21 protein-coding genes, 1 tRNA gene and 2 pseudogenes are annotated in these 21,645 nt (G+C 56.0%); 11 read left to right on the top strand and 13 right to left on the bottom strand.

Annotated features, from left to right (window positions below; all coding sequences use genetic code 11):
* Window positions 1-5: 5 nt before the first annotated feature.
* Entirely contained in the window at window positions 6-1,055 is a 1,050-nt protein-coding gene (queA, locus tag BFP96_RS16725; RefSeq protein WP_065936622.1) for a tRNA preQ1(34) S-adenosylmethionine ribosyltransferase-isomerase QueA, read from the bottom strand.
* 108 nt (window positions 1,056-1,163) lie between these two features.
* Here queA and BFP96_RS16720 point away from each other — a divergent pair.
* A tRNA-Leu gene (locus BFP96_RS16720) sits at window positions 1,164-1,248 on the top strand.
* Window positions 1,249-1,413: 165 nt separating this feature from the next.
* Here BFP96_RS16720 and BFP96_RS16715 read toward each other — a convergent pair.
* Window positions 1,414-1,722, bottom strand: coding sequence for a DUF3077 domain-containing protein (locus BFP96_RS16715; protein WP_065936621.1), 309 nt, complete (start codon window positions 1,720-1,722; stop codon window positions 1,414-1,416).
* Window positions 1,723-2,158: 436 nt separating this feature from the next.
* Here BFP96_RS16715 and BFP96_RS16710 point away from each other — a divergent pair, with 436 nt between their 5' ends.
* The 4 genes from BFP96_RS16710 to BFP96_RS16690 all read left to right on the top strand — a co-directional run bounded on the left by BFP96_RS16710 (window position 2,159) and on the right by BFP96_RS16690 (window position 6,684).
* A complete protein-coding gene (locus tag BFP96_RS16710) occupies window positions 2,159-2,863 on the top strand; it encodes a DUF6602 domain-containing protein (protein WP_065936620.1) in 705 nt (234 codons plus the stop codon).
* A 555-nt stretch (window positions 2,864-3,418) separates the two neighbouring features.
* Window positions 3,419-5,800 carry a PAS domain-containing protein gene (locus BFP96_RS16700; protein WP_065936650.1) on the top strand — a complete coding sequence of 794 codons (2,382 nt, stop codon included), beginning with the start codon at window positions 3,419-3,421 and terminating at the stop codon, window positions 5,798-5,800.
* A 51-nt stretch (window positions 5,801-5,851) separates the two neighbouring features.
* Complete coding sequence (locus BFP96_RS16695) at window positions 5,852-6,184, top strand: hypothetical protein (RefSeq protein WP_065936618.1); 333 nt, start codon at window positions 5,852-5,854, stop codon at window positions 6,182-6,184.
* Window positions 6,185-6,315: 131 nt separating this feature from the next.
* Window positions 6,316-6,684, top strand: coding sequence for a cupin domain-containing protein (locus BFP96_RS16690; protein WP_065892381.1), 369 nt, complete (start codon window positions 6,316-6,318; stop codon window positions 6,682-6,684).
* A 115-nt stretch (window positions 6,685-6,799) separates the two neighbouring features.
* Here the strand turns inward: BFP96_RS16690 and BFP96_RS16685 are convergent, their stop codons facing one another.
* The 4 genes from BFP96_RS16685 to BFP96_RS16670 are packed head-to-tail and all read right to left on the bottom strand — an operon-like array spanning window position 6,800 to window position 13,471.
* Window positions 6,800-8,002 (bottom strand): Wadjet anti-phage system protein JetD domain-containing protein, encoded by a 1,203-nt coding sequence (locus BFP96_RS16685; protein WP_256549060.1) that lies wholly within the window; start codon window positions 8,000-8,002, stop codon window positions 6,800-6,802.
* Complete coding sequence (locus BFP96_RS16680; protein WP_065936617.1) at window positions 7,999-11,358, bottom strand: ATP-binding protein; 3,360 nt, start codon at window positions 11,356-11,358, stop codon at window positions 7,999-8,001. The genes BFP96_RS16685 and BFP96_RS16680 overlap by 4 nt, the downstream gene beginning before the upstream one ends.
* Window positions 11,355-12,020 carry a DUF4194 domain-containing protein gene (locus BFP96_RS16675; protein WP_065936616.1) on the bottom strand — a complete coding sequence of 222 codons (666 nt, stop codon included), beginning with the start codon at window positions 12,018-12,020 and terminating at the stop codon, window positions 11,355-11,357. Before BFP96_RS16675 ends, BFP96_RS16680 begins: the two co-directional genes overlap by 4 nt.
* Entirely contained in the window at window positions 12,017-13,471 is a 1,455-nt protein-coding gene (locus BFP96_RS16670) for a DUF3375 domain-containing protein (protein ID WP_065936615.1), read from the bottom strand. Before BFP96_RS16670 ends, BFP96_RS16675 begins: the two co-directional genes overlap by 4 nt.
* A 310-nt stretch (window positions 13,472-13,781) precedes the next feature.
* Here BFP96_RS16670 and BFP96_RS16665 point away from each other — a divergent pair, with 310 nt between their 5' ends.
* Entirely contained in the window at window positions 13,782-14,111 is a 330-nt protein-coding gene (locus BFP96_RS16665) for a hypothetical protein (protein WP_065892385.1), read from the top strand.
* On the opposite strand, the gene BFP96_RS16660 is transcribed toward BFP96_RS16665, so the two are convergent.
* Together BFP96_RS16660 and BFP96_RS16655 are read right to left on the bottom strand one after the other, a co-directional pair.
* Window positions 14,079-14,720, bottom strand: coding sequence for a LysE/ArgO family amino acid transporter (locus tag BFP96_RS16660; RefSeq protein WP_065892386.1), 642 nt, complete (start codon window positions 14,718-14,720; stop codon window positions 14,079-14,081). The two genes, BFP96_RS16665 and BFP96_RS16660, sit on opposite strands and share 33 nt — an antisense overlap.
* A gap of 25 nt (window positions 14,721-14,745) precedes the next feature.
* Window positions 14,746-15,552: a 2OG-Fe(II) oxygenase family protein gene (locus BFP96_RS16655; RefSeq protein ID WP_065892387.1), complete on the bottom strand. Its 807-nt coding sequence runs from the start codon at window positions 15,550-15,552 to the stop codon at window positions 14,746-14,748.
* Between the two features lie 230 nt (window positions 15,553-15,782).
* Here BFP96_RS16655 and BFP96_RS16650 point away from each other — a divergent pair, with 230 nt between their 5' ends.
* The gene (locus tag BFP96_RS16650) at window positions 15,783-16,475 is read left to right on the top strand and encodes an NBR1-Ig-like domain-containing protein (protein WP_065898241.1); all 693 of its coding nucleotides are present in this window, start codon (window positions 15,783-15,785) and stop codon (window positions 16,473-16,475) included.
* A gap of 1 nt (window position 16,476) precedes the next feature.
* Here the strand turns inward: BFP96_RS16650 and BFP96_RS16645 are convergent, their stop codons facing one another.
* Window positions 16,477-17,112 carry a LysE family translocator gene (locus BFP96_RS16645; protein WP_065936614.1) on the bottom strand — a complete coding sequence of 212 codons (636 nt, stop codon included), beginning with the start codon at window positions 17,110-17,112 and terminating at the stop codon, window positions 16,477-16,479.
* 125 nt (window positions 17,113-17,237) lie between these two features.
* Between BFP96_RS16645 and BFP96_RS16640 the strand changes: the two genes are divergently transcribed.
* Complete coding sequence (locus tag BFP96_RS16640; RefSeq protein WP_065892390.1) at window positions 17,238-17,609, top strand: PH domain-containing protein; 372 nt, start codon at window positions 17,238-17,240, stop codon at window positions 17,607-17,609.
* A 66-nt stretch (window positions 17,610-17,675) separates the two neighbouring features.
* Here the strand turns inward: BFP96_RS16640 and BFP96_RS16635 are convergent.
* Both BFP96_RS16635 and BFP96_RS16630 read right to left on the bottom strand, forming a co-directional pair.
* Window positions 17,676-18,089: pseudogene (locus tag BFP96_RS16635) on the bottom strand (PIN domain-containing protein); the annotation flags it as partial.
* Complete coding sequence (locus tag BFP96_RS16630) at window positions 18,086-18,556, bottom strand: helix-turn-helix domain-containing protein (protein ID WP_065892392.1); 471 nt, start codon at window positions 18,554-18,556, stop codon at window positions 18,086-18,088. The pseudogene BFP96_RS16635 and the gene BFP96_RS16630, both read right to left, overlap by 4 nt.
* 186 nt (window positions 18,557-18,742) lie before the next feature.
* On the opposite strand from BFP96_RS16630, the gene BFP96_RS16625 reads away from it, so the two are divergent.
* Window positions 18,743-19,897: an S-type pyocin domain-containing protein gene (locus tag BFP96_RS16625; protein ID WP_065936613.1), complete on the top strand. Its 1,155-nt coding sequence runs from the start codon at window positions 18,743-18,745 to the stop codon at window positions 19,895-19,897.
* Window positions 19,898-19,904: 7 nt separating this feature from the next.
* Window positions 19,905-20,162 carry a colicin E3-like toxin immunity protein gene (locus BFP96_RS16620; RefSeq protein WP_065936612.1) on the top strand — a complete coding sequence of 86 codons (258 nt, stop codon included), beginning with the start codon at window positions 19,905-19,907 and terminating at the stop codon, window positions 20,160-20,162.
* Between the two features lie 111 nt (window positions 20,163-20,273).
* Here BFP96_RS16620 and BFP96_RS31795 read toward each other — a convergent pair.
* A pseudogene (locus BFP96_RS31795) lies at window positions 20,274-20,381 on the bottom strand (LysR family transcriptional regulator); the annotation flags it as partial.
* A gap of 205 nt (window positions 20,382-20,586) precedes the next feature.
* Complete coding sequence (locus BFP96_RS16615) at window positions 20,587-20,961, bottom strand: c-type cytochrome (RefSeq protein WP_065885091.1); 375 nt, start codon at window positions 20,959-20,961, stop codon at window positions 20,587-20,589.
* A gap of 174 nt (window positions 20,962-21,135) precedes the next feature.
* On the opposite strand from BFP96_RS16615, the gene BFP96_RS16610 reads away from it, so the two are divergent.
* Window positions 21,136-21,516, top strand: coding sequence for a response regulator (locus tag BFP96_RS16610; protein ID WP_065885090.1), 381 nt, complete (start codon window positions 21,136-21,138; stop codon window positions 21,514-21,516).
* Window positions 21,517-21,645: the final 129 nt, after the last annotated feature.

The raw sequence follows: 21,645 nt of genomic DNA, 5'->3' as shown, positions 1-21,645 counted from the left end.
ACGACTCATAAGTTGTCCTCAGGGCCGCGCGGCGCCGGGTTACGGGTGATGAACATCGCATCACCGTAGCTGAAAAAACGGTACTCGTTGGCGATGGCGGCGTGATAAGCGGCCATGGTTTCCCGGTAACCGGCAAAGGCCGACACCAGCATCAACAGCGTGGATTCCGGCAAATGAAAGTTGGTGACCAGGCAATCGACCACATGGAACGGCCGGCCCGGGAAAATAAAGATATCGGTGTCACCACTGAACGGCTTGAGCACACCATCGCGCGCCGCGCTCTCCAGCGAGCGCACGCTGGTGGTGCCCACCGCCACCACCCGCCCGCCGCGCGCCTTGCACGCGTTAACCGCGTCCACCACGTCCTGGCCGACTTCCAGCCATTCGCTGTGCATATGATGGTCTTCGATGTTCTCCACACGCACCGGCTGAAACGTCCCGGCCCCCACGTGCAGGGTCACATAGGCGCTTTCGACGCCCTTGGCGGCAATCGCATCCAGCAGCGGCTGGTCGAAATGCAGCCCGGCCGTCGGCGCCGCCACCGCACCGAGGCGCTGCGAGTACACCGTCTGATAGCGCTCGCGGTCCGCGTCTTCGTCGGGGCGGTCTATATAAGGAGGCAATGGCATATGGCCGACACGCTCCAGCAGCGGCAACACTTCCTCGGCGAACTTAAGCTCAAACAACGCATCATGCCGCGCCACCATCTCGGCCTCGCCGCCGCCATCAATCAAGATGCTCGACCCCGGTTTCGGCGACTTGCTGGAGCGCACATGGGCCAGCACGCGATGGCTGTCCAGCACCCTTTCCACCAGAATTTCCAGCTTGCCGCCGGACGCTTTCTGGCCAAACAGCCGCGCCGGAATCACCCGGGTATTGTTGAACACCATCAAATCGCCTGGGCGCAAATGCTCAAGCAAATCAGTGAATTGACGGTGTGCGAGGGCACCGCTCGGCCCGTCCAGGGTCAGCAGTCGACTGGCGCGACGCTCGGCCAAAGGGTGGCGAGCGATCAGCGAATCAGGGAGCTCAAAAGTAAAGTCAGCAACGCGCATGATGGGGTTCGTCTAGCAGGGCCGGGAAGTCTAGCGGAAATAGTCAAAATTGACCATGAAACGTGATTGACCAACGGTAATCACCTCTCTATACTTCGCCGCCATTGAGCCCTGATGGCGGAATTGGTAGACGCGGCGGATTCAAAATCCGTTTTCGAAAGGAGTGGGAGTTCGAGTCTCCCTCGGGGCACCATCTTAAAAAAAGACCTTGAAATTCAAGGTCTTTTTTTTCGTCTGTAGAAAAGTGGGCGACAGCTGATTCATTGCTTGCCGCCCATTACCAACCTGAAACACGATCCAAATGTGGGAGCTGGCTTGCCTGCGACTGCGTCAGCCCCAACACCCTCAAACCACCTGCCTACACACCAACCGAATCCCCCTCCTCCGTCACCCCATTCGGCAACATCCCATTCGCCAAATCATCCACCACCGCCTTCGCCATCTCGCCCAAATAATGTGCTGCCCAGGCGTAGCGATCCGCGCTTTTGTCCATCGCTGCATCCAATGCCAGCATTTTGGAACAGTGCAGAAGCTCGGAGGCGTGTTCCAGGGCATCGCGGATGGGGACGCCGGAATTGACGCGGAATAGACGGTGGAGGTTGGGCTGTTTGCCGCAGGTGGAGAAGGTGATGACGCCGAGGGTTTTGTTGAGGGGTGGGTTGATCATTGGGCACCTCCCAGGTGGGTGGAGGTGTGGACCATCGAATTGCAAAGGCACGATTGATCAGAAACGCTCATTGATAAGCTCCTAAGTAAGTGAGCCTATTTTTTTCGGATTATCAGGTCCGGTCGCTGGATTGGAAGCGACGGTGGAAGGTAGCGCAGGAAGGGTTGGGGTTGGAAGGCCGGATCTGTGGCGAAAGGTTTCCGGCAGGCAGACCGAAATAAGGTTATGGGACCGCGGAACCAAATAATGGGCATCCCTGCCATGCCTCAACGGGTAAGGGGAACTCCGAAAGACCCCAATCGGCTAGAAGCGGCCCCTAACAAAAATTAATATCGTGATCAGTGTTCGGTTATTCTCAATTCCGATAAGCAAGGGTGCATCTTCATAGAAATCAAATACGATGTACATTAGCTTTCTACTCAAGGAGAACACTTAAATGAAGCCATTAGTCGAATACTGCTCTGGAGCAGTCAGATCGTTGAGTGCTCAGTATGAGATGACTAATGTATTGGGGCACTCAGCGACTGCAGGCTCAGCCCGAGAACGATTGATTCAAGACTTTCTCGTTGCCCACCTCCCCGAAATGACTAGCGTCGTGAGTGGCATGATCATCGATTCATATGGTCAACGTTCAAAACAGCAAGATATTGTCCTTATGTTGAAATCAATGCCTCGACTACCATTTGCTAGCGGGCATGATTTGATTTTTCAGGAGGCCACGATAGCAACATTCGAAATAAAGACTGAAATCACACCAGGCACACTTGAACATATCGCGTCAAACATCCAAAGCGTTAAGGCATTGAAATCAAGCACAGGAGAAGGAGTCCAACTTGGAAACCTTTCTTGGCCATACAGAAAAATACTTAGCGTCATTATAACTTACAAAGGCTCTCCGCTAATAAATATAGAAGAAAAATTAAGCACCCTTCCAGAAAGTTCCCAACCTGATGTTTACTTAGATCTAACCAGAGGAATTTTGATCAAGAACGAGGGGACTTTATTCGAACAAGAGGGAGAGAATGATTATCTTAAATTTGACGACCCTGCGATAGGACTCGCTCGATTGCTCGCGTTACTATCCAAGGTTACGGGTCGCCTAGTAATGCACGGAGTAAAATGGGAACAGTACATACTATAAAGCCGGGGTCAAACCACGATTATTTCAAATGTAATCTGCCCCTGATCTCACTAGACCTTTTGCCACTGTGGTAGGTACTAGTTCCCCACCCCAGCGGCAGCTTTTTTGGCGTCGATGATCGCCTTAGTCTGCCCCACGATTTTAGTGAATACCTCGGAAGCCGACGTAACCGAGGACGGGGCGCTCAATGAATCAAAGCGGCAGCCAGAATGGACCGTCATCTTAACTTTCTCGGGGAGTTTCAGTGCCTGCACATAATTCGGGTCCGCAACAACTGAGAGTTGCCGGTCGCGCACGTCAGCAACCGGCCAGAAACGCTCACTCGGCGACCTCATGAATCCTGGGACGATTCACTTCACGCATTACATTGAACACAGCATCAGAGCCTGACTCCAAACCCGACCGAAGGCACCTCCAGGTTTTTTTATAGATGGCTGTGCTGCGGGCATAAATGACATCATGCCCGCTCTATTCTCGCAGCGTATTGGCCACCTTTTGGCCGAGGGAGCTTTCAAGTACATGGTTTCGTTTGACCTCCCTGCCGGCGGCGGAGATATGGGGCGCCTCATACGCGAAACGGATTGGTCTGCAACCCCTCTGGGGGCCAGAGAATCTTGGCCTATGGCGCTCAAAAGCTCACTCAGTCTGATGCTGAACTCACCCGAGAGCATGTACCTCGTGTGGGGAGACGCGTTACAACTGTTCTTCAATGACGCTTACCTCATCAATCTCCCATGCGCGCCAGAAGTTGCCTTGGGCGCGCCGATTCATTTGATTTGGGGCCAAGCATGGGAGCAAGTACGCACCATTGCGCAAAGCGCGCTTCAGGGGCAGGCAAGCCGCTTTGAAAACCATCCGATTACACTTGTTCGAGAGGGGGTGACCGAGTTGACTTTCTGGTCATTCTCGTTTTCGCCACTGCATGGGGATACTGGAAAGCCTGAGGGAATGTTCTGCCGTGTCCACGAAACCACGACGCAGGTGCACGGAGCGCTGAAACTGGAGGAGAACGAGGCATTCACCGACCGTGTTCTCGCGAGCATAAACGACTGCATCAAGGTACTGGATCTGGACGCCCGCCTGACGTTCATGAGCGAGTTGGGTAAAGAGATCATGGAGGTCAGCGATTTCAACGAAATACGCGGCTGTCCATGGCCTGACTTCTGGCAGGATCAGGGAAACGTGGATGCCAAGGCTGCCGTGCAATCTGCTCGCGAAGGTAAGAGTGCGAGCTTTATGGGATCTGCTTTCACCATGGGTGGGACGCTGAAATGGTGGCACGTTCAAGTCAGTCCTATTTTTGGCTCGGATGGGAAACCTGAAAAAATCCTTAGTGTCTCTCGCGACATGACAGCCCTGCGTGATGCCCAAAATGCATTGGCCAAACTCAACGAGTCGTTGGAGCAGCAAGTTGTCGAGAAAACCCAGGACCGAGATCGCATTTGGCGGCTTTCCGCAGACCTCATGCTGGTCGCTCATTTCGATGGGAAAATCTCGGCGGTCAACCCTGCGTGGAGTAAAACGTTGGGATGGCCTGAAGAACATCTCATAAATAGCCAGTTTCTTGACTTCGTTCACCCTGATGACTTGGAGCGGACGATTGATGCGATGACCGATCTGAAGCGAGGGGAGCATTTCCCTACTTTCAAGAATCGCTACCGGCATTCGAATAACTCATATCGCACCATCTCTTGGACGGCGGTGCCGGATAAAGACTTTATCCACGCTGTTGGCCGGGATACTCAAGCGGAGGAAGATGCCAACGAGGCATTGAAGCTTTCAGAGGAGGCGCTGCGGCAATCGCAAAAGCTGGAAGCTATTGGGCAACTCACGGGTGGTGTCGCCCACGATTTCAATAATCTACTGACGGTTATCAAGTCCTGTACAGATCTTCTCAGCAGCCCAGTCCTATCAGAGGATCGCCGCGATAAATACATCAAAGCGATTTCAAGTACGGTAGAGCGCGCGGCGCGGTTGACGAGCCAGTTGTTGGCATTTGCACGACGACAAAAGCTGCAACCGGAAATCTTTAACGCTGGCGAGAGTGTTGTGCGAATAGGCGAAATGATGGACACGCTCACTGGGTCACGGATCAGTGTGACCATCGATATTTGTGATGAGCCGTGTTTTATCAATGCCGATGTAAGCCAGTTCGAGACTGCGCTGGTAAACATGATCGTTAACGCTCGGGACGCAATGGGCGGTGTGGGGGAGCTTTCGATCAACGTTAATACGAATAAATCGCTCCCCGCAGTGCGCTCACACCCCGAGCGTCCTGGAAATTTCGTAACTGTTTCTATATCTGATACCGGCACAGGAATTTCTGCGGACAAATTAGAGCGCATCTTTGAGCCGTTCTATACAACCAAAGGTGTGGGGCAAGGCACCGGGCTCGGTCTGTCTCAAGTCTTCGGGTTTGCAAAGCAATCAGGCGGAGAGGTCCTGGTCAGTAGCTGTGAGGGTGTTGGCAGCACGTTTACTCTGTATCTGCCACGGGTCGAGGCATTCGTGCAAAAGACCATTGATGCCGCACCTGCAGTTACGGAGTGCGGCGAGGGATATGCAGTGCTGGTTGTAGAGGATAATGAAGATATCGGGACTTTCACTTCTGACACCCTGCAGCAGCTGGGTTATACCGTCCACTGGGTATCTGGCGGGCAGGAAGCGCTTATCGCGCTCTCACCTAATCCGGAAAATTTTCATGTCGTCTTCTCAGATATCACGATGCCCGGCATGAGCGGGATCGAGTTGTTCGAACGTATCGAAGTACTTTATCCATGGTTGCCCGTGGTCCTCACAACAGGCTATAGCTCCGAGTTCGCCAAAATTGAAGCGGGTGGTCAGCGGTTCGAGCTATTGCAGAAACCTTACTCAATCGAATCGCTTTCCAGTTTGCTTGCCAACGTGGTGAAGCGCAGAGCTTCACTGCGATCATAATAAATTTCGATTGCGTCCAACGGTCTTTGGACAAAGTGAAACAGGAAAATCATGGCATTCACCGCTACCTGTATTGTTTCCCTATTTTTTTGGGCTGTTGTTTCAGCAGTTACGGGGACTAAAGAGCCATGGGACCTGGCTAATTATTGGACCTTCATCTATCCCGCCGCGCTTGCTCTGTCGGTGATTCTTGGAGTCCTGCTGAAAAACGCCCAGTGGTCCGCAGGCGCCGTCGTAATGCTTGCTCAGATCCCGGTGATGTTGGTTACCTCTGGTGTTTCCCCGTTGCTGGGCGTCGGCATTCTGTATGCGGCTTTTCTTGCGATTCCGGCGATAGCGCTATCGTGGCTCGCCGGCAGGGTGCGGCAGGCTTACACGCCATAAAGCCCTGATCGTTCCCACGCTCTGCGTGGGAACGATCACAAATCGCCCAGCGTAGTGCTGCAAGATCGTACAAGCTCTCCCACCCTCCCCCTCGCTAACCTGACGACTCTCCACCACCACGAGTACCCGTCATGGTCCAGACACGTCCTATAAACCTAGCCCAAAAAGCCTCACTGATCGAGCAACAATGGAGCCCACGGGTCGTCGCCGAAATGAACGACTACCAGTTCAAGGTAGTGCGCATCGAAGGCGAATTCATCTGGCACGCCCATCCCGAAACCGACGAGGCATTCCTGGTACTGGAAGGCACGCTGCGTATCGACCTTGCCGACGGCCCGGTCTATGTGGCGCCAGGCGAACTGTATGTGGTCCCTCGCGGCGTAGAGCACCGCACGGCCGCCGAAGGCGAAGCCAAGCTGATGATGATCGAGCCACGTGGCATCTTGAACACCGGTCATGAAGGTGGGGACCGGACCGCCTTGAATGATCAGTGGATCTAGGGCTGCCTTTGGATCATACGAATCAATAAAGCTGACGGGCGCGTTATCGTTGAGGTTTTTCGCGAGCACGCTCGCTCCTACAGTGGGGCAAGTTCCGTCAAGCAAATTAGCGACATCAACAAAGGCGCGAACTCGGTGACTGGCTTATCGATTTCAGCGCCCTCTCCAACCAACCAAACCCCACATGTTCCTGTTCCAACCTGACCCCACTCCCCAGCCTGTTGTCGCGCAACTCATCGAACAACCCACGCTCTTCTGGCGTAAGAAAGGGCAAATCGTGAGCCACCTGCCGGCTCTCCTGCCCCCACAACTCCTTGTGGGCCTCCAGGGTTTGGCGGTCCATCAATAACGATTCGACATGCCCAAACTTGCGCCGCAGTTGATCAAGAATGGCAAAGCCGTGGGTATCAATATCACCCCAGTAATACATCGTGCAGCGCGACAACCACTCGGCACGTCCCAGGGTTTCCCAGCCATAGCCTTTACCAAAGATCACGATGGCCTCTGGCACAGGCGGAAAGGCGAGGAAATTGGTTTCGTTTTCGGTCACGAATACTCGCGTTACGGCGATGTGCAGCCGGGAAAAGCTCGCGGCGTCGAGGGTGATGTCCGGCAAGTCAGCCCCGGGCAGCAGGGCCAAGCCAGAGTCGAGCACACGAAAGCGAAGTACGGCGGTTTTTTCAAGGAAGCCGTAGCGAGCGCAAAACTGCGAGGCGCCTTTGTACTGTGTCGCGATAGCTTGCTCCGGCAGCACTCGATCAAACAATTCGCTCAAGACGGCTCGGTGGCCTTCGATGAATTTGGTATGGATGTCCGGAATGTCGACCTGTCGCAGGTAGATTCCGGGATATGGGTGTTGCTTCATCCACGCCACGACCTCCAAAAGCGCCGGCCAATGCGGCGCGAGTTCTACGGCCTGCAAAGGCCGAACGCCCAGCCAGCCGACAAGCGAGGGTTGCCGCTGAAGGGTCAGCTCAAGCATGCCGCGCAAGGCTTGCAGCTCAATCTGTTTGCCGATCAGCTTAATGGCATCTTCGGCCGAGTCCAGCCACACCGCCGCCGGTAACCGCTGCAAACCGATAACCCGATGGTTGATGTCCCGCCATTGAATGCGAATACCGTCGACAGCACTGAGCTGTGCGACCCACTTGCGGACATCTTCGAAGTGTTCACTTAACTGAGTCGTATCCGGCGTTTTCAGCGCAAGTCGGCGTGGCTCCCAGGGCGGCCCTGCAACCAGCGCGCGCAGTAAGTCCCCGCGCAACCAAAGACGCAGCATCTGTTGCTTGAGGTCCTGCACCGTAGTCCAGTTCATCATGACAAATCGCCTCGGTGCTCCCGGTACTCCTCAATCGACAAATTACGCAACCGGGAGGCCTTGCCGCCCTCGTTTTGCACAAAGCCCACGCTGGAAACAAAAGGCTCGATGATGTGGATTTTCTGCAAGGGGGTGACGATCAGCAATTGCAGGTTGAGCTGTTCAAATAACCTCAGGCCGTACTCGGCCGATTCGTCGGAGCCGCGGCCGAAGGCTTCATCGATCACCACAAAACGGAACGAGCGCGAACGCACGGCGCCCCATTCCAGACCGAACTGATAAGCCAGGCTGGCCGCCAGAATGGTGTAGGCCAGTTTTTCTTTCTGCCCACCCGACTTGCCGCCCGAGTCGGAATAATGCTCGTGCTCGCGATCATCCTCGCGCCAGCGCTCGCTGGCGGCGAACAGAAACCAATTACGCACGTCGGTCACTTTGGCGGTCCAGCGTCGATCCTGTTCAGTCAGCCCTTCGCGCCCGCGAAAGCGATCAATGATAGTTTTGACTTGCAGGAACTTGCTCTCCGAATACTGGCCGTCTTCGGAGCCGGTCAAGGCGCCTTCGGTGCAGGCGCGCAATTGCATCTGGAAGTCGCGAATGTCGGCATCCGGGCTCAGTTGCGACTCCAGCACGATATAGCGGCCGGGGTTGTAGTCGATCTGCCCCAGGGATTGATTGATCAGGTCAATACGCTCCTTGATGGTCTCCCGCTCCCGCGCCAGTTGCCCGTTGAAGTTGGCGATCTCATTGATGGTGTTGACGTTGAGCAGTTCCTTGAAGCGTTGCTCAAAACGCGGCAGATCGTCACGGATGAGCTGATCCAACAGGTTGCTGTACTCGTCGACGGCGTTAAGGTCGGCATCGAACTCGTTGGTTTCCAGCTTGTAGGCTTCCTTGAACGCCGCCATCGCACGGATGATTTTGTCGCGCAGACGCTCCAGTGCTTTGGCTTCGGCGTCCATTTTGCCTTGCAGGGCTTCACGCACTTCGCGTTCGGCGTTATCGCAGGATTCAACGGTCAACAGCCGCTCGCCCAGCACCTGGGCACGCAGGGCCTCCAGATGGAGCCGCGTGGCGTCTGCGATCGTGATGATCAAGTTGAAGGTTTCGACGCGAAGCGCGGTGGCGACTTCGTGCTTGGCCTGCACGCTCCCCAATTCCTTGTCGAGCCTGGAGATTTCTTCTTCCGTCAGCCCCAGCGTGTCTTGCATGGTTTTCAGTTGGGCGGTCAGTTGCAGCAAGGTGTCACTGGCCGCTTCCAGCGTGGCCTTTTCATCCTGCAAGCGCGCCACGAGGGTTGCACACTCCGCCCAGTCAATGTCCCGATAGTCAGTGAATTCATTGAGCGCCGCCAACGATTCAAGCTGCTGACGCAACTGGCTGCGCCGTTTTTCGGCATTGGCGATCTGTGCGCCGATATCGGCCAATTGCCCTTGCAGCCGTTCTTTTATCGCCTCAAGCGCAACGATTTTTTCCGCGTTGCTCCAGCCCAGCACATACCGACTGCGGTCATCCAGCCGATGTCGATCATCCTTTTCATGCCGCTCACCAGCGCCCTTGATCTGCCCCGACAACGACAGGGCACGCACCTCTCGACGAAATTGTTCCGGTGTGTCGCAGCAGGCGTAATTGAAACGATGGCTCAGTTCGCGCAGCAGCCAGGCGTAAAACGCCGAGTCGGGTTTAACACTGAGTTTTGTCACCAGCGACTGTGGATGCAGATCCGGCGCATCGGACTGCCGACCGGACCGTACGCGGAAATACACCAGGCGACCCGCCAAGTGGGTTTTATCCACCCAGGCGGCGACCTGGTTGTACTGTTCATCCGGCACCAACAGCGCCAGGCCGAAATTGTGCAGCACGCGCTCAATGGCGCCCTCCCACGGGCGATGGTCTTCGCGCACCTGCAACAGTTCGCCGACGAAGGGCATGACGTCTTCCGCCAACCCCAACGCCAGGCACATGGCCGTGCGCAACTTGATCTGCGCATCGGGGATATTGCTGCGCCGCGCCTTGAGACTGGTGATTTCACTCTCCAGTGCCGCGTGCTCAAGCCGGCCCTGGCGCAACGAGACGCCCCATTCGGTGATCTGGTTTTGCAGGTCGGCTTCCTGGGTGCCCGACTGTTCTCGACGGGTTTGCAACTGTTGTCCAAGACGGGTGAACGCCGCTTCATCGTCAATCGGTGACTCGCCCACAGCGGCAAGTAATTGCCCGTGGCGCTGCGCTCGCTGTTGGCGGCGTTCGCGCTCGGTATCGTACTTGCGTATGTCTATCGCCAACTGCTCGAGACGATCACCGCCCTGCTCGGCCACCGCCCGCTTGATGGATTCCACGTCCTGGCGCTGACGATCACGCTGCTCGATCTGACGCTCCTTTTGCGCGCCGAGCCGCTGTTGATCCTGAGCCAGCAGTTGCAGGCGTCGATCCAACAGCGTCAGCTTGAGTTCGGAAAACCAGGGCTTGAGCGCCTCCCGACAATCACGCAAGCCGTCCTGCTCTGCGCACAGGCCCTGGTACTTGTCGCAATCGGCCACCAGCGGCTCCAGCAACACGCGCTGCTGCTTAGCCTTGAGCACGGCCTCATGGGCACGGCTCAGATCATCGAAGTGGGCGATCAGCGCAGCGATGCGCGCGGCAACATCAAAGGGTTCAAGCATGTGGCTGCGCACAAAATCGGTGAGGTTACCCACCGACTTCATCGAGACGGTTTGATGAAAAAGCTCCAGGGCCTGCTCGTTATCAATGCCAAGGCGGCGCCGGAACCACGCACCGTATTTGGGGAAACTGTCCTGAATATCCGCCCCGCTGTTACGCAGGCGCTTGCGCAGTTGCGGGATGTCCGAGCCAAAGTCGGCAAAGTCCGCGGTGATGCACAGGTCGCGCTCAGCGCCGACGTAAAAGCGCTCGGGCTGGCTTTGCCCGTCTCTCATCCAGAACACCTGGGCCAGGGTGACCGTCTGATCGTAGCCGGCGTTATGAAACACCCCCAGAATCACCGAGTAGCTGTTGTGGTCACGCAGGGCGACGGGTTTGGCGGCACCGGTGACGTCACTGCGCTCGGATTTGTAATGACCCAGGACATAGGAGCGCAGGCTGCGCTCTTTGTTTTCTGCGCCGGCGGCCTTGTTATAGGCAATCCGTTGATTGGGTACCAGCAGGGTGGTCAACGCATCCACAAGCGTCGACTTGCCTGAGCCGATATCGCCTGTCAGCAGGCTGTTTCTGCCCTCGGGCAACAGCGTCCACACGCGTTGATCGAAGGTGCCCCAGTTGAAGACTTCCAGGCGTTTGAGGCGAAAGCCTGACAGGCTGTCATCGCCGATAAAGTCCAGCTCGGGTAGCAATAAGTCACTCATGGAACCACCTCCGGTTCGCTGTGTGGCGCGGCAGGGCTCTCGCCGCACAGATGGGCACGGTACTCACTCAGGCGGGTGTCGAATTCAGACAGCCACTGAGCATCCACGAACGCCTTCAGAATGCGCCGTACTTCATAACTGAGGGGGCCGCTGCTGCTCTTGAGACGCCGCAAAAAACCCAGGTCGACGACCTTGCCGATATGCGTGTCAATCTGATCGACCAGCCGCGCTTCGTTGCTGCTGTCGGGCAGAAACACGCGAATCAGTTCGACGATGTCATCGCGGGTCAGCACCAGCCGTGTTTCACCGCCACTGGCATCGAATTCCGCGAGTTTTTTACGCAGCAAGGCCAGCAGCAGGCTGACCGGAAATGACAACGGCCGGCGCGCAATCAGGCGCGGTACGCGAACCGTCGATTCATCGTCTGCAGGTTCGGTTCGGCTTCTCAAAAAGGCGTAGCCTTCGGCCTCATCCACCATCAGCTCCAAACCCAACACGGTCACGTAGTCGCGCACTCGCGTCTGCAAGTTGAGCAATACGCTCCACAAGCGCTCGTCGGCTTCGTGATACATCACCCCTTTAAGCAGCACAACCAGCAGCGTCGACAAATCCGCCGCGCCACTGTCCATGACCTCACCCGATGCGGGTTGCTCTTCGCTCATCCTTGCCTCACAAAAATAACGCGTGCCAACCGTGCGTGCTTCTGAACCGAATGGCCATCACGATCCGTCGCGACCCACGCAATCGGCTCGTCCTGAGTGTCGTCGACAACGGTGGTAAAGGTTTCACTGCCCAAATGAAGATACGCCACCAATTCGGCCAACCCCTGCTGCAAGGGCCGCAACCGAGTCAGCTCATGCAAGGTAACTTGCGAGCGTAGCTGCAAGGTTTGCTGAATATGAGCGGCCAACCGAACCAGATCGACCGTCTGGTCGTTATACAATGCGCTGATATCGATATGTTCGTCGCCGACTTGCACCGCGATACCGGCAAAGTCGGGCTTTACGCTCAAGGTGTGCAGCGGGCGCTCCATGGGCAATTCAATACTGGCGGCCACGTCGGCCATGTCCATGAACGCCCCTGCCGGCGCTTGCTCACGCAGGCCCAGCGCCTTGGCTTCAACCCCGTGCAAAATATCCATGATGCGGCGGTTTTCCAGCCAGACCTGATCGTCCAGAAAGCGCCGTAATTGCTGGGACAGTTGCGCGACCATGCGCTGAGTGTGCTCGCCGGCCTCAAGCCAGTCGTAATGCACCCGCCGGGTACGAATATCCGGCTTGAGTTCCATCACCGGTTCCAGGGCCAGCACACGGTCAAGCATCTGCGTCAATTCCTCTTGACGACTGCTCGACATCAAAAAGCCCCAAAACGCCCTGAAACTACGGCCCTGGTCCGAATCGGAAATAGCGTCGCGCTCGCCCATGATCTGTTCGAGCAACGCGCCTTTGGCACCTTCCCACAAGGCAATCCGCTCCCGCACACGGCGGTCGAGCAGACGAAAGTTATGCTCGACCTCGCGAAAGTCAGCCAGCAACTCCCGTGATAACTGCGTGAATTGCTGAAAGCGATCTTTGAGCGCCGTATCGTCAAGCAGCGGCACGTCACCGCGCAGAATTTGTGCGATTTCCGCATCCAGCTCATCACGGCGCTTACGTAAATCGGCAACGCGCTTGGCCGGGTCGGCTTCACTGCCTTCACTCATTTGCTTGAGCAGCTCGAACAGCGTCAGTAAGCGCGACTCGGTACCGACGAATCCTCGCTCGGCGAGGGTGGCCAACCAGGCGATGGCTTTCTCGGTGGACGGGGTCAGGTCGAATTGCGGTTCATCATCGTCTTGACGATAGAACTTGCGCAGCCAACCTTTTTCCGGACTGGCCCATTCATTGAGGTACTGCAAAGCAGACTTGGGGAAAACATCGTCATCCAGCTGCCGGCGCAAGACATAGAGCTCGTCTTCCAGCGACTCGGCCAGATCGGCAGCAGGAACAGTCCGAACGTTGGTCGCGACAAACGCACGATGTAAAAAACTCGCAACCAGCGGCCCATGGTCCGAACGCAAGAGGCGCCAGGCCGGATGGTGCGTGCGCAAGCTTTCAAGGGTGGCGTAATCCATCACTCACCAATTTGCAGGGTTGATCAGCGGGTAACAGTGGCGCGAATCATGGACTTTTTCCACCCTTTACTAGCGCAACTAGCCGAACGGATAGGTATCGCTAAGTGGTGCGAGGTTGAGGCCATAGAAGACATCGCGGTGACGGCAGAAGACAGTTCACTGCTGGCGGGAGAGTTGTGTACTGTGGTTTCGCGTTTAAAGTTGTAAGGCAAAGAGTACGCAAACCAAACGGTTCAAAACATCAGGGTCTTTTTTTTCCCGCGCAGAACAGTGATCATCGCCCCCCCAAAAAACCGCAGGAACCAAAACCATGGAATTGACGCTGGAAGCGGTTGCGCTTTATGCACTGAAGCTGGTGCACGAGACGGACGGCGGCAGCCCGGTTTTGCGCGATGATCCGGTGATGGAAGCGTACGACCGCGAGGTGTTTGGGTTGTTGGTGCGCCAGGGGGATTTGGCGGGGATTCAGGTGAAGCTTGATGAGTGCATTGCACAAGCATTGATTGCCTTAGGCGGTACCGACACGGTACTGGGGCGAGAACTGCAAAAACTATCCGCTGATGTTCAAGGCGTCTCTCACCTTGATGAACTGTCCTTGCCACTCAGCCTACTTAAGGACTACCTCAAAGACATCCAGTGAATCGGCGATCAGCATACTGGCCAAATACACCATCAAGATCGCAACACCCGCGTCCAACCAACGCCAGACTGCCGGCGTTCGAAACAACCCCGTCAACCGCTGACAGCCCAGCGCCAGCACCACGAACCATATAAGCGATGCCGTCATGGCGCCCGCGGCAAACAGTGCTTGCTGGCTTGCCGGTTTCGCAGCACCAATGGAACCGATCAGCACCACCGTATCAAGCCATGCGTAGGGGTTGGCGAACCCCAGCACTACCGCCGTGCGCAACAACCCCCGTTGCGAGTTCCCGCCGTGGGTGTCCGGCATCGATTGATCACGCAGGCAAGCCAATAGGCGCTGAGCACCGAACCAGAGCAAGTACGCCGCGCCGGAGAGTAGCAACAGCGCTACCAATGTTGGACGACGCTCTAAAATCGAACCTAACCCAGTGATGCCGAGAGCGATCAGCAGGACGTCGGCCACTATGCAAATTGCGACCACGCCCCAGACGGGACCACGGCTGACACCTTGGCGGATTACCAAGGTGTCTTTGGGGCCGGGGGCGGCGAACAAACCCATACCTAAAAGCAAGCCTTCGAGGTAGAGCGCACTGAAGTAGGGAGCCATGGAGTGTCCGTGCCCGAGGAGATAGTTACAGGAGTTGAATAGGTTGATTACCGAAGCCGATGTGACGGGCGTTTACGGAACGACTCAAATCGATTCTCTGCCTGCGGAAAAAGCTGGTCAGCACTTGCTCAGGATTCGGGTTAACAAAATAAATCAACGAGCTTCTGTCCACCGGCTTCTGAGGTGCGAGGACCGCGTGATAAGCCGCAGGAATTGCGTGATCGGACAGCTCAGTGAGTAAAGACCCTGCTAGCACCGCAATCTCATTCTCCAAAAGACGCACCGGCTCAAGCGAGAGCCCCTTCACCAACACCAGCCCTTCGCGGCTAGGCTTGATAAGCGACAGCATGTGACCATCTTCATGGGGGTCCTGGACGAACCGCCGCTCAATGCTTGCAGCCTGAGCACGATAAACACACAACTGCACGTAGGACGCCGAGCGAAAAGGGGCAAGTGGAGATACTCCAAACTCGCTGCATATACCGTCCATCAACTCTTGAGCCAACTCGCTGACCTGGCGCTCAAAAATTTCTACAGCCGCAAAAAAATCGCTCCGAGTAAATTCAAAACCATTTCTTTTCGACGCATGCGCCTGCCAATAACAGAATCGCTCACAGAGGTCAGGATGTTCCTCAACACTTGAGTATTCGGCACCGAAAGGGAAAAAACCGTCAGTGTCCTGGCTGAAAGAAAATGACGCTTTGGTGGCATGGGATATTGCTGAGTATCCATCAACAATTTGTTTGTAGTCCTGCAGCATGGCTTCCGGTAATTGCAAAGTGCCGAAACCTGATCGAGCAATGGAAGCGCAGCACGTCTTTAATTGAGTCATCGCTATATCCAAAGGTAGACGTAAAGGAATACAACAAACACTAGGTTCGCAAGCATGCGAGAAACTACGACACTGGATATAGCCAACCAGAAAGCGACCAATCCATGTCCTTCACAACATCACCAGCAGGTCGCAAGTGTGCATTGCGTATTACCCGCAACGGTGGTCAGGTTGTCTTTTTTGGCGAACAACGTGTGGGCCTCTCCAAGCACTAGGGATAGCAATCGAATATGAGCATACGAACTCGCGACACCCTCCGCTCCCTCGTTGTACGACGCAGTCGAGAGTTGGGTAAATCCATGACCACCCTGGCCAGGGAAGCCGCAATTTCCAGAACCTATCTGTACGGCTTGGCCAGCGGCGTATCTCAAGATCCCTCGGTTCGCACCCTGATCAAACTCGCCAAGGCGCTTCAGGTTTCACCGCTGCTACTGTTTCGCTATTTTGCCGACCTGACTGGCGCACCCGTCGATGCTTATTCAACTGCAGCCACGAACCGCGCCATCGGCCTACGCGACCCCAGTGACATCGCCGTATTCAATGCAGACGTCACCACCCCCGATCAAACCGTGGTAATGCCCAGTGAGACTTTTCATAAGACCTGGGAAATCCAGAACCTCGGCACACGTCCATGGCGTGGACGAAGATTGGTGCGCGTTGACGGTGAGTACGTCATCGCACGGCGCACCGCCATGGGCGCGCCATTGGAAGTCGTCATGGACACGCATCTGCGCAGCCTTAACAACGAAATCCTCATCGCAGAAACACTGCCTGGCCAACCCGTGCATATCACGATGGAATTCGCCGCGCCCAAGGAAACCTGCGCAGTCACTTCCATCTGGCGGATCGAGGATGAACATGGGCAACCGTGCTACGGCCCTGAGTTCATTTTGCATGTGATCGTAAACGTGATGGCGCGCTGAGCTACTTGCGCCCTTCCACCACCATCCGCACCGCCAACCCCGTCAACACCGACCCCATCAGCCAACGCTGTACCACCTGCCAGCCCGGCCGGGTGACGAAAAATACGGCGATGGAGCCCGCCAGCGTGGCAATCACCGCATTCATGCTCACGCTGATAAGAATCTGCGTGAAGCCCAGCACCAGAGATTGCATCAGCACACTGCCATGGCCGTTCGGGTCGATGAACTGGGGCAACAGCGATAGATACATCACCGCAACCTTGGGGTTCAGCAGGTTGGTCACCAGGCCCATGGTGAACAGTTTGCGCGGGCTGTCCTGGGGCAGGCTGTGCACCTGGAACGGCGAACGGCCACCCGGCTTGAGCGCCTGCCAGGCCAGATAGGCCAGGTACAGCGCCCCGCCAAACCGCAGCGCGTCGTAGGCAAAGGGCACCGCCATCACCAACGCGGTAATCCCCAAGGCCGCGCACAACATATAAACCAGAAACCCCAACGCCACGCCGCCCAGGGAAATAAACCCGGCGACGCGCCCCTGGCAGATCGACCGTGAGATGAGGTAAATCATGTTCGGGCCGGGCGTCAGCACCATGCCCAGGGATATCAGCGCATAGGCAAGCCAGCTGGACAGTTCGGGCATGATTTGGCTCCTGCAACGCTGTAGGGTTGGACGCCATGGTAGGGCGTTCAAACCGCGCGCGTCAGATACAGATCCGCGCGCAAAACGTCATACACCGAGCGCACCATTCACCCGAGGGCAGGCACATGATTGATTTCAACAACAAAGGCTTCTTCAAGCTCAAACAGAACAACGAATACGCCGAACGCGTGGCGGCATTGCTGCTCGATGGCGAGGAAGTGGTGGATGCGTACAAGGCCATGCGCGACGGCGTGGTGTTCACCACCCAGCGCATTATCGCGGTGAATGTGCAGGGAATTACCGGCAGCAAGAAGGACTTCACGTCGCTGCCGTACAAGAACATCGTGGCGTATTCGGTGGAGACGTCGGGTACGTTTGATCTGGATTCGGAGCTGGAGATTTACTTTTCGTCGTTGGGCAAGGTGAAGTTTGAATTTACCGGGAAGACGTCGATTGTCGAGATTTCACGGTTGATTTCAAAGCATCTGCTGACTTGATCAGCGGACAAAAGAGACCTCGGTGTGCCAAGGTCTTTTTTACTACCAATACGGTTCGGCTACTGCATCCCGATCAAAAAAATGTGGGTGCATTGGCTCAATGTCATAAGCAGCCAAGATATGCGATGGGAAGTCTTTCAAGTTGAACGTAACGATGACCTCCGCCTTACTACGAATCGCCGCCGCCAGTACGTGACGATCATCAGGATCGGGCAAATCCAGGCTCGAACATAACTCCTCATACCCTGTCACCAGCCCGTCGGGTATAGCCTTGTCCATCATCGTTGAAGTGTTATCCACTTGCTCCGAAGTAAGGTCGGGGCGATTTTTTAGCACATTGCGCTTCCACTCTTCATGGATCTGGCTGGTCCATCGCGCTCGATACAGACCAGACAATCCCAGCCACATCAACAGATCCCGGAGTGCTGCCGGGTAAAGAACACAAGCATCGTATACCGCAGTGAACGGCGAACACCTCATAGGTCATACCCCATGCCTAACTCCTGAGCCTGCCGTACCAACGCCTCCATCGCCTCTTGGCTTTCTGCATCGCGCTGCTGTTTAAACGCCATCAAATCTGAAAACCGGATACGCCGATGGCGACCCGTCTTCGTAAAAGGAATGGCGCCTTCTTCCAGCATCTTCACCAGGTGCGGGCGTGAAACGTTAAGCAGGTCGGCAGCTTCCTGGGAGGTCAACTCAGCATGGACGGGTACAACCTTGACGGCATTGCCCAGCGCCAGCTCACCCAAAATATCAACCAGCAGACGTAGCGCGGATGTGGGGAGTACAAGGGAGTGGGGTTTGTCTTCTTTGTCGAAGATATCGATGCGTTGAGTGTCGAATTTGGTCGACAGCAATGAGGCCAATTCGCGCTGGCCCTGAACGGCGGCTTCAACTTCCTTTTCCAGCGGAGGAATTGTTTTAGGGAGGTGCGGGGTGATCATGATGCTACTCCGTCGTCACATAGTTCAATTGAGCTCAAGCTAAACGAAACAAACGAAAAACGCAATATTCGAAACCCGCTGAAGTTACTGTCTACTTTTCCCACACTCCCCATCGAACACTGCCAATTCCAGCCCCGTGATATCCCCCCGTAGGCTCACTCCCTCGCACAAGGAAGTGAGCCGGTCATGTCAGAACGTTCTTATCCACCTACTGAAGAAGCGCTACGCAGACAGCGAATCCTGACACCGCAACCGTCGCGGGCACCCTATTCGCCGGCGATTGATCTATACGAACCCTCCCCTGCCCCAGCCCCCACGCCGGCCAAACCTGTCGGCTGCGTCTTTATCAAGCCTTGCCAATTGCCGGACGGCTTCACCCGCTACGCAGACCCCACCGGTTATGTCCCGCTGGAGTTGGTCAAGGAGTACGCCCATTTCAGCCTGCTGGGTGGGCGCGAACTGGACGGCCGAGGCGCGGTGGCCTTGCGCAGGATCGGCGGCAGCGCGTTGCCCGCCGGCTTGGGGCAGTTGGCGTTGCGCTCTGCAGTGTGGGAATCGGCGACGACTGCCGTCGGGTCTGTCGCCGGTGGCCTGTTGGCCGGTTTGGTGGCGCTGGCCTGGCCGTCTGAGATGGGTGATAGCGCGCTCTACAGTGAGGAGCAGTTGCGCTCGATGGCGCGGGCGCGGTCGCAGATGCGTTTGCATGTAGAACAACGCGAGGACGGTACGCTCAAGGGGTATGGCTTTTACACCGGCAACCATCCGAGCTGGCAGACGATCGATGTGGTGCAGTTCCAAACCCGCGGCCAGCAGTTTGTGGCGGATTTGGGTGAGGGAGTCGAGTTGATCTGGACGCCTGCGGTTGATCCCAGTGACACGCTGGGAATTCCAGCCTTGGAGGCTGCGCCGCAAGCGCCGGTGATCTGGATTTACCCGCCGACGGAGAAGGCCGCGCAGATTCTGGTGAATCCGGTTTATCCGCCGGAGTACCGGGATTTTATTCTGGTGTTCCCGGTGGGGTCGGGGGTTCGGCCGCTGTATGTGGTGGTGAGTCTTAAGGCGGGGGATCACAAGTACCACAAGGCTCCGAATACTGGACAAATTACTGGCTTTGAAAAACTGAAAAAAGCAAAACCCATGACTCCCAAGCAGGGAGGTGCCGGCCTGAGAGAGCGCTGGATAGATGAAAAAGGTCGAAAAATCTATGAATGGGATTCCCAACACGGCGAGCTGGAAATTTATCTAGCAAGTGATGGAAGCCATATGGGTGCGTTCAACCATCTAACCGGCGAGCAGCTAAAAGGGCCAAAAAAGAAACGAAACATCAGAAAGTATCTGTGAGGGTTACATGGGACTCAAAGTGAGATTGGAATGGTTCGACAGAACCACAGAGTGGCTAATCGGAACTGAGGATTCGGCGGACTTAGGAAACGATTACTCCGTGATTTCTGAGCTCGGATTGTCGGTAGACGAAGACGTCAATAACGGCATGTTTGAATTGCAAAGGGAGTGGCTATCAGTGATACAGGCACATTTCTCCCATGAGATAGTTCTTTCAGAAAACGACTACTTCATCGCATTCGATCACGAGGACACGCTTGACTGATACGAACAGAATCAATGGGCGTATTTGATACGTATACCGTTGAATGTTGAGCAAAGGCGGGTCAAGAACGTCGAACTCACAGGCCACGGCTGCGCAGTCGAACCGGGACGATCAACGCGTACATGTGCCCGCCAACGTCGAGGCGATGAGATCGCGCAGCCACATATGGGCGGGATCCCGGTGCAGTCGTTCGGGCCATAGCATGAGCATGATCGTTCCCACGCTCCGCGTGGTAATGCCGCCTGGGACGCTCCGCGTCCCGTCGTACAATTCAATGCGTACAGGTGACGCAGAGCGTCATGGGATGCATTACCACGCGGAGCGTGGGAACGATCAACGCGTCCGGCCATCACGATTTCGGGATCCACAGGGTTGAGAACGTGACGCCTGAAGGCTAGCCATACGCCGGCAACCGTTTACGCCATCACTCGTGCTGAAACGTCTCAAGATACGCCAATATATTTTCAATCTTCTCCGGATCACTGATGCCCCAGAAAATCATCCGCGTCCCTTTCACAACCGATTTCGGATCTTCAATGTAGGCCGCCAGTTTGTCCCGGGTCCAGACCACTCCCGAGGTCTTCATCGCCTCCGAATACTGATAGTCCGCCGTGGTACCGGCAGGTCGATCAATGATGCCGTTCAGTTGCGGCCCAAAACCGCCACGGGCGCCTTCGCCAATGCTGTGGCAACCGCCGCAGGTCTTGGCGAAGAGCTTGCCGCCCGCTTCCGCATCGCCGGCGGCGGCGGCCTGGCCGGTGGTCAGCATCAGGGCGAGGGTCAACAAGGCATACTTCATCGGACAGCTCCGCGTCGAGTGTTGATGCCAATTATGCCTGTTTACACAGCAACGCCCTCAGCCACATTCCTGCACACCGCCAAACGACCACCCATCGTTTAAAAAACATCCAATCGAACCTATGCCTGCAGCCTCCACTCAACCCTACTGAACCCTGATGGTGGAGTAAGGATCATGGCTCGGCCATCGATTTTAGTATTGGAAGACGACGAAATCATTCGGGCGTTAATGGTGGATGTGCTGGAGGACTTCGGCGCGTCGGTGACGTCGTTCCCTTCGGCGGACGACGGGATGATTTATCTGGAACGGGGCGATGACCCCGTGGACCTGATTGTCAGCGATATTCAAATGCCGGGTTTGCTCAATGGCTTTGACCTGAGCAAGGTGGTGGCGCACCGCTGGCCGACGGTGCAGGTGGTGCTGACGTCAGGCAACGCCCATCTGGCGGCACAATTGGGCGGCTCGGTGCGATTCCTGCCCAAGCCCTGGAGCACCCAGCATCTGATTGACTGCGTGCAAACAGCGCTGAATCAGCAGGGTTTGGCTATGCATTGATAGCGTCGCGATATCACCTTGAGCGAACTTCCCGGTGAAACCATCGGTCCATTAATGACGCAAGGAGCGACATTTCTGATCCGTTAGTCAGCCTTTTCGCCTTGCGCGTTTAGTTACTGACTGCGAGTT

The sequence above is a fragment of the Pseudomonas sp. 34 E 7 genome (genome assembly GCF_900005715.1).
GTDB lineage: Bacteria > Pseudomonadota > Gammaproteobacteria > Pseudomonadales > Pseudomonadaceae > Aquipseudomonas > Aquipseudomonas orientalis_A.
Note: the sequence above shows the minus strand (reverse complement) of the source record. Positions and strands in the feature narration are given on the sequence as shown.

Coding starts and splice junctions, on each gene's coding strand:
- queA (WP_065936622.1), bottom strand. CDS start 1,055: ATGCGCGTTGCTGACTTTACTTTTGAGCTCCCTGATTCGCTGATCGCT.
- BFP96_RS16715 (WP_065936621.1), bottom strand. CDS start 1,722: ATGATCAACCCACCCCTCAACAAAACCCTCGGCGTCATCACCTTCTCC.
- BFP96_RS16710 (WP_065936620.1), top strand. CDS start 2,159: ATGAAGCCATTAGTCGAATACTGCTCTGGAGCAGTCAGATCGTTGAGT.
- BFP96_RS16700 (WP_065936650.1), top strand. CDS start 3,419: ATGGGGCGCCTCATACGCGAAACGGATTGGTCTGCAACCCCTCTGGGG.
- BFP96_RS16695 (WP_065936618.1), top strand. CDS start 5,852: ATGGCATTCACCGCTACCTGTATTGTTTCCCTATTTTTTTGGGCTGTT.
- BFP96_RS16690 (WP_065892381.1), top strand. CDS start 6,316: ATGGTCCAGACACGTCCTATAAACCTAGCCCAAAAAGCCTCACTGATC.
- BFP96_RS16685 (WP_256549060.1), bottom strand. CDS start 8,002: ATGATGAACTGGACTACGGTGCAGGACCTCAAGCAACAGATGCTGCGT.
- BFP96_RS16680 (WP_065936617.1), bottom strand. CDS start 11,358: ATGAGTGACTTATTGCTACCCGAGCTGGACTTTATCGGCGATGACAGC.
- BFP96_RS16675 (WP_065936616.1), bottom strand. CDS start 12,020: ATGAGCGAAGAGCAACCCGCATCGGGTGAGGTCATGGACAGTGGCGCG.
- BFP96_RS16670 (WP_065936615.1), bottom strand. CDS start 13,471: ATGGATTACGCCACCCTTGAAAGCTTGCGCACGCACCATCCGGCCTGG.
- BFP96_RS16665 (WP_065892385.1), top strand. CDS start 13,782: ATGGAATTGACGCTGGAAGCGGTTGCGCTTTATGCACTGAAGCTGGTG.
- BFP96_RS16660 (WP_065892386.1), bottom strand. CDS start 14,720: ATGGCTCCCTACTTCAGTGCGCTCTACCTCGAAGGCTTGCTTTTAGGT.
- BFP96_RS16655 (WP_065892387.1), bottom strand. CDS start 15,552: ATGACTCAATTAAAGACGTGCTGCGCTTCCATTGCTCGATCAGGTTTC.
- BFP96_RS16650 (WP_065898241.1), top strand. CDS start 15,783: ATGAGCATACGAACTCGCGACACCCTCCGCTCCCTCGTTGTACGACGC.
- BFP96_RS16645 (WP_065936614.1), bottom strand. CDS start 17,112: ATGCCCGAACTGTCCAGCTGGCTTGCCTATGCGCTGATATCCCTGGGC.
- BFP96_RS16640 (WP_065892390.1), top strand. CDS start 17,238: ATGATTGATTTCAACAACAAAGGCTTCTTCAAGCTCAAACAGAACAAC.
- BFP96_RS16630 (WP_065892392.1), bottom strand. CDS start 18,556: ATGATCACCCCGCACCTCCCTAAAACAATTCCTCCGCTGGAAAAGGAA.
- BFP96_RS16625 (WP_065936613.1), top strand. CDS start 18,743: ATGTCAGAACGTTCTTATCCACCTACTGAAGAAGCGCTACGCAGACAG.
- BFP96_RS16620 (WP_065936612.1), top strand. CDS start 19,905: ATGGGACTCAAAGTGAGATTGGAATGGTTCGACAGAACCACAGAGTGG.
- BFP96_RS16615 (WP_065885091.1), bottom strand. CDS start 20,961: ATGAAGTATGCCTTGTTGACCCTCGCCCTGATGCTGACCACCGGCCAG.
- BFP96_RS16610 (WP_065885090.1), top strand. CDS start 21,136: ATGGCTCGGCCATCGATTTTAGTATTGGAAGACGACGAAATCATTCGG.